This is a genomic window from Streptomyces sp. NPDC006544 (genome assembly GCF_040611715.1).
Lineage (GTDB): Bacteria > Actinomycetota > Actinomycetes > Streptomycetales > Streptomycetaceae > Streptomyces.
On sequence record NZ_JBEXOV010000085.1, the window covers coordinates 20,162 to 31,809 of the forward strand.

Consider the following 11,648-nt stretch of genomic DNA (forward strand, 5'->3'; position numbering starts at 1 on the left):
CCCCCATACCCATCAGTACATTGACGCCATGTCTAATACGCCGCCCGCGTCGCCCGCCCCCGTGGCGTCGGAACACATAGACCTGAAGGCCCGGAACGTGTCCTTCGCCTGGGAGGACACCCCGCTCCACTGGCTGCCCGGCGACCCCTTCGCGAACCACACGATCAACGTGCTGCACCTGCTGCTCCCGGCGGGCGAGCGCTGGTTCGTCCACGTGTACAAGCAGGTGCTCCCGTACATCGAGGACGAGCGACTGCGCCGGGACGTCGTGGGGTTCATCGGCCAGGAGGCCATGCACGCGAGCGCGCACGACGACGTGCTCCCCCACCTGAAGCGGCTGGGCCTGGACCCGACCCCGTACACCGCGCAGGTCGACTGGCTCTTCGAGAAGCTGCTCGGCGACCGGACCCTGCCGCCGGGCAGGGCGCGCACGTGGTGGCTGATGGAACGCGTGGCGATGATCGCGGCGATCGAGCACTACACCGCCTTCCTGGGCAACTGGGTGCTCAACGCGCGGGAGCTGGACCGGCGGGGCGCGGACCCGATGATGCTGGACCTGCTGCGGTGGCACGGCGCGGAGGAGGTCGAGCACCGGTCGGTCGCCTTCGACCTCTTCATGCACGTGGACGGCAGCTACCGGCGCCGGGCGCGGACCTGGGCCACCGCCTTCACGGCGCTGGTCTTCCTGTGGCAGCGCGGATCGCGCTACTTCATGGAGCACGACCCCGAACTGCCGCCCGGGTCCAAGGCGTCGGTGGGTCAGTTCCACCGGTCGGGACGCAAGGGCACCCTGCCCTCAACGGGCGCGATGCTGAAGTCGATCCCCACGTACCTGTCCCGTACGTACCACCCCTCCCAGGAGGGTTCCACGGCGCAGGCCGTGGCCTACCTCGCCTCCTCCCCCGGCGCCAACGGAGGTACCCGCGCATGAGGCGGACCACGGCGGTGACGGTGGGGGCGCTGGCGGGCGCGGCGTGGCTCGCGAAGCGGGCGATCGGCAGGCGCATCGACGGCGGCTCGCCTCTCTGGCCGCTGCCGGCCCTGGAGACCCCGGTCTCGGGATACTCGCCGCGCCGGTGGATACCGGCCCGGATCGTGTCCCGCACGGAGCCCGCGGACGGCGTCCTGTCCCTGACCCTGGAATCTCCGGACCTCCCGGCCTGGACCCCGGGCGCGCACGTGGACGTACGGCTCCCCTCGGGCCTGGTGCGCCAGTACTCCCTGTGCGGCGACCCCTGCGCCCCGGGCCGCTACACGATCGCGATCCGGCTGGTCGAGGACGGCCGCGGCGGCTCGCGCGAGGCGCACGAGCAGGTGCCGGAGGGCGCGGAGCTTTCCGTCCGTCCTCCCCGCAACCGCTTCCCCCTCCAGCCCGCCCCCTCCTACGCGTTCGTGGCCGGCGGCATCGGCATCACTCCGCTCCTCCCGATGGTCCGGGCCGCCGAGGCGGCGGGCGCGACGTGGACCCTCCTCTACGGCGGCCGTTCGCGGGCCTCCATGCCCTTCCTGGCCGAACTGGCCGCCCACGGCGACCGGGTCACGGTCGTCGCGCAGGACGAGGCGGGCCTGCCCGACCTCTCCCCGCTCGCGGCGCTGGGCCCGGACACCCTGGTCTACTGCTGCGGCCCGGCCCCCCTGATGGCCGCGGTGGAGGCGGCGGCCGCGGCGGGGGTCGCCGTGCACACGGAACGCTTCTCCCCGGCCGCGGCGGGAAGCGACGCGAAGCCCTTCACGCTGGAACTGCGCCGCTCCGGCCGCCTGATCGAGGTGGCGGCCGCGCAATCCGCCCTCGCCGCCGTGCGCCGCGAGCTGCCCGACACTCCGTACTCCTGCGAGCAGGGCTTCTGCGGCACGTGCCGGCACCGCGTCCTGTCGGGCGTCGTCGACCACCGCGACACCCTCCTCACGGACGGCGAACGCGAGGACTCGATGCTCCTGTGCGTCTCCCGCGCGGCCGCGGACCATCTGGTCCTGGACCTGTAGGCCGGCCCCGGGCGGAACGCGGGCCTCCGGGGCAACGGCCCCGGCGGGCGGCGAAGTAGGGTGTCCGCATGACAACCGGGGTGCGGCGCAGGATGAGTGTCGAGGAGCGGCGGCAGCAGCTGATCGGGGTGGCGCTGGAGCTGTTCAGCCACCGGTCGCCCGACGATGTGTCCATCGACGAGATCGCGGCCGCCGCGGGGATATCGCGGCCGCTGGTCTACCACTACTTCCCGGGCAAACTGAGCCTGTACGAGGCCGCGCTGAGCCGGGCCGCCGACGAGCTCGCCCTTCGTTTCGTCGAACCGCAGGAGGGGCCGCTCGGGGCGCGGTTGCTCCGGGTCATGGGGCGGTTCTTCGCCTTCGTGGACGACCACGGCCCGGGCTTCTCGGCGCTGATGCGGGGCGGCCCCGCCGTCGGGAGCAGCCGGGCCAACGCGATGATCGACGAGGTGCGCCAGGCGGCGTACGAGCAGATCCTCGCGCACCTGGGGATCGATCAGCAGGCCACGCCGGCCCGGCTGGAGCTGGTGGTCCGCTCGTGGGTGTCGCTGGCCGAGTCGACCGCGCTGATCTGGCTGGACGGGCGGCGGATCCCGCGCGCCGAGCTGGAACTGCAGCTGGTGCACGATTTCGCGGCGCTGGCCGCGGTGAGCGCCGCCTACGACGCGCAGATGGCGGGCATCCTCGTACGGATCCTCGTGGACGAGCCCGCCGACGGGCCCTTCGGGGAGCTGGTGGGGCGACTCGCGGCCCTCGTGCCGCACACGGCGGAGCCGGTCCCGGGCGCGCAGCGCTGAGCACCGCTCGAGGGCAGCTGGACGGGCCCCGCGAGCGTCCCGGGGCCACCGATTCCTGATCAAGGACCGGGCCATAATGCTCGCATGATCATTGACGACGGGATCCTGCTGCGGCAGGCGGACCAGAAGGACACCGGCACCCTGGTGGCCCTGTACGACCAGGCCGCCCGCTGGATGGTTCGCCAGGGGATCGAGCAGTGGAAGCCCGGGGAGAAGGACGCCGGGCACTTCCTCGAGAAGATGCGCCAGGGCGAGGTGTGGATCGCCTCCGACGAGGACGGCCGCGCCATCGGCGCGTACGAGCTGTGGTGGTCCGACGAGGAGGCCTGGGGCGTCCAGCCGCCCGTCGCCGGTTACGTCCACCGGCTCATGGTCGAACGCGAGAGCGCGCCCGTCGGGGCCGGCCGGCGGCTGCTCGAGCATGCCGAGCGGCGCATCGCCAGGGCCGGTCTCGAACGGGCGCGACTGGACTGCGTCTCCACCAACCCGCGGCTGGTCACGTACTACCGGAGTGCGGGCTACCGGGTGGTCGGGGAGTTCCCCCACAAGGAGGCCGCGGACGGCCGGGTGTACGGGGTGATCCTGCTGGAGAAGCGGCTCGACCAGCTCACGCTGGTGTGAGCCGCCTCCGGGCGGGGGAGGCGGGCCGGGCCGCCCCCGCCGGTGCGGGCCGGGGGCGGCCCGGGCGGTCGGGGCGGGAACCGGCCCGGCGCCCCCGGCACCCTTCCGTTCACCCCCGCCGGAAGACCGCCACCGTGCGGGCCGGGGTCGTGAACCCTCCCGTCCGCACGTCGTACGCCGCCGTCTTGACCGCGGCGTCCGCGCCCGAGGCCTGGACCGGGTGCAGGGCGTAGGCCGTGCCCGCGAGGGCGGAGACGCGCTGGGTCTGCGCGGTGGGAGTGGCGTTGAAGACCACCACCAGGTCGCCCAGGGCCATCGTGATCACGCCCGGGGTCTCCTCGGGCCCCGACAGCGGGAACGACAGGCGGGACTGGACCGCCTGCGCGGTGGTCAGGGCGAAGGCCGGCTCCGTCGTACGGATCTTCAGGAGGTCGCGGTAGGCGGCCGAGGCCCCCGTGATGTCCGCGCAGCCCGGCGCGGGATCCCCGGCCAGCAGCGGCTTCGCGTACGGCCACTTCGAGCGGTTGTCGGCGGCCGGCGGCAGGCCCCGGCCGAAGCCGTTGCCCTCACGGCAGTCCCAGTGGATGGCGTTGAACCAGTCGCCGCTGTCGAAGGAGTTGCGGTCCAGCGACTTCGAGCGCAGCAGGTCCGTGCCCGCCTGGGAGAGGGACGGACCCTGGGAGAGCGCGGCCACCGACATCGCCAGGACCTGCGCGCGGGACTGGTCGGCGGTCGAAGTCCCCTGCGGCAGCTTGTACTTCAGGGCGTCGAACAGCGATTCGTTGTCGTGGGCGTCGACGTACGCGAGCGCGTCGCCGGGCGCCGCCGCGTATCCGGCCGGGGCGCCGTTGTAGTCCAGCTCCGAGCCCTTGATCCGGCGGCCGGTGGAGTCGGTGAAGGCGTACGAGGCGAGGTTGCCGGTCAGCCCGACCTTGATCAGGTCCTGGTCGTGCAGGAGCCGGGTGCGCTGCTGCTCGCTCGTGCCGTTCGCCGGGGAGGCGTTCGGGGCGGTGAACAGGCCGGAAGCGAAGCCCTGTACCCGCGGGTCCTCGTCGAAGGGGCCGCCGCCGCGCACCGCGTCGCGGGCCCGGTCGGAGAAGGTGGCGATGCCGGTGCCCGCCATGTTCTGCTGGGTGGCCTGGACGAAGCGGGCGTCGTTCGCGACCTCCCCGAAGTTCCAGCCCTCCCCGTAGAGGACGATCTTCTTTCCGTCGACCCCGTCCTTGGCGACGGTCAGCGCGTCCAGGGCGGCGCGCACGGCCAGGATGTTGTCCTTCGGGTGGTGGCCCATGAGGTCGAAGCGGAAGCCGTCGACCTTGTACTGCTTGGCCCAGGCGACCACCGAATCCACCACGAGGCGGCCCATCATGGCGTTCTCGGGGGCGGTGTTGGCGCAGCAGGTGGACGTGGCGACGGAGCCGTCGGCCAGCAGCCGCTGGTAGTAGCCGGGGACGATGCGGTCCAGGACGGACTTGTCCGACTGGCCGGCGGCGACGGTGTGGTTGTAGACCACGTCCATGACCGTGCGCAGGCCCGCGCCGTTGAGGGACTGCACCATGCGGCGGAACTCGACGGTGCGGGCCGTGCCGTCGGGGTCGCTCGCGTACGAGCCCTCGGGAACCGTGTAGTGCAGCGGGTCGTAGCCCCAGTTGTACGAGTCCTTCGCGGCCGCGGCCGCCACGCAGGCCTGCTGCTCCTCGGAGTCGGGGGCGTAGACCTTCAGGTCACAGGACGGCTCGGTGCGGTCCGCGGCCTTCTCCGGGATGGTCCCGATGTCGAAGGCGGGCAGGAGGTGGACGTAGGAGGTCCCGGCGGCGGCCAGCTCGCGCAGGTGGCGCATGCCCGCCGAGTCGGTGTCGGTGAAGGCCAGGTACTGGCCGGGGTGGGTGGTGGTGCGGTCCGCCACGGAGAAGTCGCGGACGTGCAGCTCCTGGATCTGCGCGGAGACGAAGGGGACGGCCGCGGGCTTCTTCAGGTCGCGCCAGCCGGGCGGGGCCAGCTTCGGGTCGGCCAGGTCGACGGCCAGGCTGTGGGTGGAGTCCGCGGTCAGGGCGGTGGAGTAGGGGTCGGTGACGAGGTTCTGGACCACCTGGCGGGTGCTCGGGGCCCACACGGTGACGGCGTAGCGGTACGGCTTGCCGGTCCAGGAGCGCTCGCCGCGCACCGACCAGACGCCGGTGGTGTCGTCGCGGTGCATGGGGACGGGGCGGCCGCCTTCGCCGCCGAGTTCGAGGGAGACCTGCTGGGCGGTGGGGGCCCAGACGGAGAGGGTGGGGCGGCCGTCCTTGAAGACGGGGCCGAGCGGGGCGGTGTTGGCGTACAGGTCGTCGAGGACACCGGCGAGCTGGACCCCGGTGGCGGCCAGGACCGCGCCGTTCGCCGCGCGGGCGCTCGCGACGAGCTGTCCGCGCAGGGCCTCGCGCACCCGCTCGCGGTCGCGGGGGTCGACGGTGAAGGCCGCGGAGGCTGCCAGGTGCGGGAAGCGCTTCTTCTGGGCCTCGGTCAGCTGGGCCTTCGACAGGCGCAGCCACCGCGCCGCGTCCGCCCCGGTCAGGGCGCCGCCTGCGGTGGCGATCCGGCCCTCGCGGGAGGCGAGGAGCTGTACGGAGGCGGCCGCCGCGGGGGCGTTCCAGGCGAGGGTGTCGCGGTCGATCCAGACCGCCTCGGCCTTGGTGAGGTCCAGGGCGGCCGAGGAGCCGGCGGGCTGCGGGAGGAGGTAGGAGGGCACGCCGCCCAGCATCCAGACCTCGTGGCCGGTGGCCTTCAGGTCCAGGGACTGGTCGGTCGGGAGGTCCTTGGCGTCGCCGTTGTGGAGGATGTAGCTGAGGCTCGTGGCCCCGGGGGCGAGCGGGACCTCGTAGACGGCGCCGTAGGTGTCGGTGCGGGTGGGGAGCAGCGGCTTGGACCATTCGGTCGGCGTCGCGGCGCCGGTCCACACGTGCAGGCCCCAGCCGTCGTAGGCGCCGTCGGGGCGCTGGTAGTGCAGAACGGCCTTCGTCGCGTCCTGCGGGGGCGCGGCGGGGCGTTCGGGGCGGGGTGCTTCCTTGCCCTGGTCGAGCCAGATCTCGCCCGTCCTGGTCACGTCGACGGTCCGGTCGGCGGCGACGTCCTTGGTGCCGTCCTTGTCGATGACGAGGTAACTGACGCTGCTCGCGCCGGGCTTGAGCTTGACGTACGCGAAGGCGCCGTAGGCGTCGCGGCCGGTGAAGCCGTGCCCGGCGGGCCAGACGGTGGCTTCGCCCTCGGCGAGGTCGCCCCAGGCGTACAGGCGCCAGTCGGTGTAGTCGCCGTCGGGGCGGTTGTAGTGGACGACGGCGTAGTCGCGCTGGGTCGCCGTGGGGACCTCGGCGGGCGGGGTCTGCCCGGCGGCCGACGCGGCGAGGGCGCTCGCGGTGCGGCCGGCGGAGTCGACGACGACGGCCTTGTAGCGCAGCGGGGTGCCGGCGGCCGTCGCCGCTTCGACGTGGTGGGTGACCTTGTACGGGGCGTGGTCGGCGGAGCCGAGGACCTGCCACGGCCCGGTGCCGGTCTGGGCGGCGAAGACGACCCGGCTCAGGGGGTCGCCGGTCACGGTCGCGGAGAGCTCGACGGTGCCGGTGGCGCCCGCGGCCGGTGCCGTCAGGGTGAGGGCGGGCTTGGCGGTGGAGGCGGCGGGCACGGCGGTCGGGGTGGTCGCCTGGAGGACGACGGAGCCGAGGGCGGGGACGGTGACGGTGAGTTTGCCGGCGGCGGAGGCGCGCGGGAGGGCGGTGGCGCCGGCCGCTCCTCCTCCGTAGAGGGTGCGGTACTGGACGCCGGCCGGGGCGTCGAGCTCGATGGTGCGGGGCTCGGTGCCGTTGTTGGCGGCCACCAGGTACTCGGTGCGGGCGCGGCCGCGGCCGCCGGTGCTGCTGTCGGTGCGGGCGAAGGCGTAGACGGAGCCGTCGGAGAAACGTTCACTCTGGATGCCGTCGCGCAGGGCCGGGTGGTCCTTCGTCAGCTTCGAGAGAGCACTGATCTGCCGGTAGAGCGGGTGCTCCGGATCGAAAGCATCGCTCGCGTGCGTGCGCGCCGTCCCGAGCTGGTCGTCGTCCAGGTAGTCGGCCACCTGCGAGGCGAAGAGCGGCTGGCGGGCGTCCTTGTCGCCGCCCGCACCCGTGAACCCCTGCTCGTCGCCGGAGTAGATCACCGGATTGCCGCGGGAGAAGAACATCAGCTCGTTGGCGAGGCGGTACCGGTCCAGCAGTTCCTGCTCCCCCGCCCCCGGCCGGTCCTGCTTCAGGAAGGTCCCGAAGCGGCCCATGTCGTGGTTGCCGAGGAAGGTGACCTGCTCGTACGCGTTCGCCTTGTCGGTCGTGTACCGGTAGTCGTCGCCGAGGACGGACGCGAGGCGCCCGGCCGGCGCGCCCTGGGAGGCGTAGGAGCGGATCGCCTCCTGCAGCGGGAAGTCGAGGGTGGCGTCGAGGCGGCCGCGGGTCACGTAGGGGGAGGTGACGGCGGTGTCGGCCGAGTAGACCTCGCCGAACATGAAGAAGTCCTTGCGGCCGCGCTGGGCCGCGTACTTGTCGAGGGCCGTGGCCCACTGCGTCCAGAACTCGGTGTTGACGTGCTTGACGGTGTCGATCCGGAAGCCGTCGATGTCGAAGTCCTTGACCCACTTCTCGTAGATCTTCTCCATGCCCTCCACGACCTCGGGACGCTCGGTCCACAGGTCGTCGAGACCGAAGAAGTCGCCCTGGGCGGAGGACTCGCCGGCGAAGGTGGAGTCGCCCCGGTCGTGGTACATGGTCGGGTCGTTGAGCCAGGCCGGGGACTTGAGGTTCTTCTTCGCGTCGGGCACGAAGGGGGTGCGGGGGAAGGAGTCGGCGTCGGTCTTCGCGAACGCGCCCTTCCCGCCGGCACCTGCGGCGTAGTCGGCGTCGTCGAAGGGCACCCCGTCCTTGGTGAGGTAGGGGAAGGCGCCCTTGGAGAGGTACCCGTACGAGGCCTCGCGGTAGTCGACGACGTCGGCGGTGTGGTTGGTGATGACGTCGAAGAAGACCTTCATCCCCTTCCCGTGCGCCTTGTCGATCAGGCGCTCCAGGTCCGCGTTGGTCCCGAAGTGCGGGTCGACCTGGGTGAAGTCGGTGATCCAGTAGCCGTGGTAGCCGGCGGAGACGTCGGCCCCCTTGCCCTGCACCGGCTGGTTCTTGAAGATCGGCGCCATCCAGATGGCCGTGGTGCCGAGCCCCTTGATGTAGTCCAGCCGGTCGGTCAGCCCCTTGAGGTCCCCGCCCTGGTAGAAGCCCTTGTCCGTCGGGTCGAGCCCGGTCTCCAGCCGGGAGCCGGTCAGGCCGCCCCGGTCGTTGCGCGGGTCGCCGTTCGCGAACCGGTCCGGGAGGACGAAGTAGAACTGCTCCCGGGTCAGATCGTGCCGCGCGGGCTCGGCGGCCAGCTTGGCGTCCGAGGGCGCGGCCGGCGGCGCCTTGGCGGCGACGGCCGCGGCGGCGGGGAGGGCGGGCAGGAGCGTCACGGCCAGGGTGGCGGCGAGCACTCCCGCCGCGCCGGCGAGGGCGGGGCGTGTCAAGGCGGGTCTCCTTGGGTGCGGGACGGGGGCGGTTCGGGAGGTCAGTTGCGCCAGGTGTCGGTCAGCGCGACCTTGCCGCTGGCGGGGACCGTGGCGGAGCGATTGGCTCCGCTCTCCCAGGTGACGTTCCCGGCGGCGTCCTTGCGGACGTACTTGTACGCGAAGACCGTGCCGGGCGGGAGCGTGACGTCGAGCTTCCAGACGGGGTAGGCGGCCGGGTCGAGCTTGAGGGCGCCGGCGGTGTTCCAGCCGCCGAGCTCGCTGCGGTCGCCCGTGACGTAGATGTCCTGGCCTGGCGAGGTGGTGGCGTTCACGGCGAAGGAAGCACCGGAGGCCGCGGTGGGGGTGGGAGCAGGAGTGGGCGTCGGGCTGCCGGAGTCACAGCTGCGGGCGCCCACGTGCAGGGCCACCGCCGTCCCGGCGCCGAGGGTGGCGGTGAACCGCCCGCCGGAGTCCACGGTGACCGCGCGGCCGCTCTGCACGTCGCAGTAGCCGCCGGCCGGGAGGGAGGTCTGGAACGTCCGGGTCAGCGCCGAGGCCTCGTGGTTGATCGCCACGTACGCCTTGGTTCCCCGTCCGAAGGCGATCTGGTCGCCCCCGTTGTCCCACCACCCGGTGACGGCCTGCCCGCGCGCGGAGTTGCGAAAGGCGACCATCGAGGAGATCTCGCGCCAGGAGTGCTGACACTTCCAGCCGTCGGCGTAACAGGCGTTGACCGTACCGCCGTTGGGCGGCCCCGCGTCCCGGTCCGTCCACTCGTAGCCGGAGTGCACGTCCGGGGAGCCGTAGGGCCAGGCCAGCATGAACACGCTGGCGAGGGTGTAGGAGGAGCCGTCCTTGTAGGTGAGGGTGTCGCCGCCGCGCTCGGTGTCGTGGTTGTCGACGAAGACGGCCGACTGGGCGCTCGGCATGTAGCCCCAGGCCTCGCCGAAGTTCTTCAGGTAGGCGAGGTTCTCGCTCTGGAAGACCCGCTTGAGGTCCCGGGCGTAGCGGAACTCCTGCACGTCGCCGTTGCCGAGGTACTCGGCCGGCGAGACGGCCTCGCCGGCGCCGTGGATCGCCTCCTGCTTCCAGTAGGCGTGGGGGTTCGTCAGCCGGGACTTGATGTTGGCGAGGTCGGCGGCGGGCATGTGCTTGGCGGCGTCGATCCGGAAGCCGTCGACACCGAGGGAGAGGAGGTCGTTGAGGTAGCCGGCGATCCGGCCGCGGACGTGGTCCTCGCCGGTGTCGAGGTCGGCGAGCTGGACGAGCTCGCAGTTCTGGACGTTGGCGCGGTCGGAGTAGTTGGAGATCGTCGCCCGGCAGTCGTCCATGTCGGCGCCGGAGTACAGGCCCGGGTAGTTGTACTTCGTATACGAAGTACCGCCTGTTCCGGTCCCGTCGGAGGCCGCCATGTGATTGACGACGGAGTCGGCGACGACCTTCACGCCGGCCGCGTGACAGGCGTCGACCATCGCCTTGAAGGCGGCCCGGTCACCGAGCCGTCCGGCGATCTTGTAGCTGACGGGCTGGTACGAGGTCCACCACTGGGCCCCCTGGATGTGCTCCTGCGGGGGCGAGACCTGGACGTATCCGTAGCCGGCGGGCCCGAGGCTGTCTCCGCAGGCCCTGGCCACGGAGTCGAACCGCCACTCGAACATGACGGCGGTGACGTCCTTGTCCCCCGGGGTGGCCGCGAAGGCAGGCGGGGCGGGGGCGGCGACGCCCGAGACGAGCGCGGCGCCGACGGCGACGGCCATGGCGGCGGCGGACACGGGAAGCAGCGCGGCGGCGGCTCTGACAACGCGAGCGGGGTTGAGCATGCGGTGTTCCTCCTGGCGGAGAGGCACTCGACCGGGCGGGAACCGGTCGTGGCGAAGCGGGGGCCGAGTGGGGGGCCGAGTGGGGGATTGCAGCGACCGTAGGTGCCAGGAGGAAGGGCTGCAAGACTTTGCGCAAGAGATTGCAGATTTGTTTCGGCCGGAGCGGGTCGGGGCCCGAACTCCGGGTGGGGTGGGGGCGTTGAGGGGGGCTCGGTGGCGCCGGGTGCCTAGGCTGCGGCTTGTCGGTGGCGTTGACAGTTCCTGGGGGCGTCCCGGGAGTCCAGCGTCCTTCCGGGGCGGCCCGCCCCGTCAAGGGCGCTCCCTTCGGTCGCGTCGCTGCGCGATGGCCTTCGGCCACCCTTGACCGACCGGCCCACCCCGAAACGCCACAAGACTCCCGGGATCCCCCCGGAAAAGGGATGCCCTGGGGGTGCGAGGGGGAGGGGCGGCCGGATCAGGGATGCCGGTGCCCGGTCCCGTCGGCCAAGCCGCACGAGAGGTCGACGGGAAGCGCCTGGCGGTCCGTCGGACGCGTCAGATCGCTACACAGTCGCTCTCGGCTTAGCGGCTGCGGGCCGGCAGGGGCTGATCAGAGGCCGCAGACGGTCCGGGGGCCGCTGATGTCGTCTAGCGACGGTCTCTTCGTCCTCAGAGTCCGAGAAGTGATCGTTTGACCCTCAACCGGCCACCAAATCGGGACAAATGCCCTCCATGGCCCCCATGGGGTGGGTGGGTGGCACGGCCGGCCCGCAGTCGCGCTCCTGCGGTGCGCGGGACGGCCGTGGGCGGCTTATGTCCAGCCCCGGGCGGGCCGCAGCCGCTAAGCCGAGAGCGACTGTGTAGCGATCTGACGCGCCTCAGGGCCCGGGAGGGTGCTCCTGTCGTCCTTCCGAGGGTCCC

The 11,648-nt window shown here is 72.4% G+C and carries 6 protein-coding genes; 4 read left to right on the forward strand and 2 right to left on the reverse strand.

From position 1 onward, the window contains the following. Positions 1–28 precede the first annotated feature (28 nt). The 4 genes from ABZY44_RS29535 to ABZY44_RS29550 all read left to right on the forward strand — a co-directional run bounded on the left by ABZY44_RS29535 (position 29) and on the right by ABZY44_RS29550 (position 3,401). Positions 29–931, forward strand: coding sequence for a metal-dependent hydrolase (locus ABZY44_RS29535; RefSeq protein ID WP_356659082.1), 903 nt, complete (start codon positions 29–31; stop codon positions 929–931). Further along, positions 928–1,983: a PDR/VanB family oxidoreductase gene (locus ABZY44_RS29540; RefSeq protein WP_356659084.1), complete on the forward strand. Its 1,056-nt coding sequence runs from the start codon at positions 928–930 to the stop codon at positions 1,981–1,983. The genes ABZY44_RS29535 and ABZY44_RS29540 overlap by 4 nt, the downstream gene beginning before the upstream one ends. A 68-nt stretch (positions 1,984–2,051) precedes the next feature. Beyond that, positions 2,052–2,780, forward strand: a complete 729-nt coding sequence (locus ABZY44_RS29545) for a TetR/AcrR family transcriptional regulator (protein WP_356659086.1) — start codon at positions 2,052–2,054, stop codon at positions 2,778–2,780. An 84-nt stretch (positions 2,781–2,864) separates the two neighbouring features. Continuing rightward, entirely contained in the window at positions 2,865–3,401 is a 537-nt protein-coding gene (locus tag ABZY44_RS29550; RefSeq protein ID WP_356659088.1) for a GNAT family N-acetyltransferase, read from the forward strand. A gap of 109 nt (positions 3,402–3,510) precedes the next feature. Here the strand turns inward: ABZY44_RS29550 and pulA are convergent, their stop codons facing one another. Both pulA and ABZY44_RS29560 read right to left on the reverse strand, forming a co-directional pair. Next, entirely contained in the window at positions 3,511–8,892 is a 5,382-nt protein-coding gene (gene pulA, locus ABZY44_RS29555) for a pullulanase-type alpha-1,6-glucosidase (protein ID WP_356659098.1), read from the reverse strand. Positions 8,893–8,987: 95 nt separating this feature from the next. Then, positions 8,988–10,748, reverse strand: a complete 1,761-nt coding sequence (locus ABZY44_RS29560) for a carbohydrate-binding module family 20 domain-containing protein (protein WP_356659090.1) — start codon at positions 10,746–10,748, stop codon at positions 8,988–8,990. Positions 10,749–11,648 lie beyond the last annotated feature (900 nt).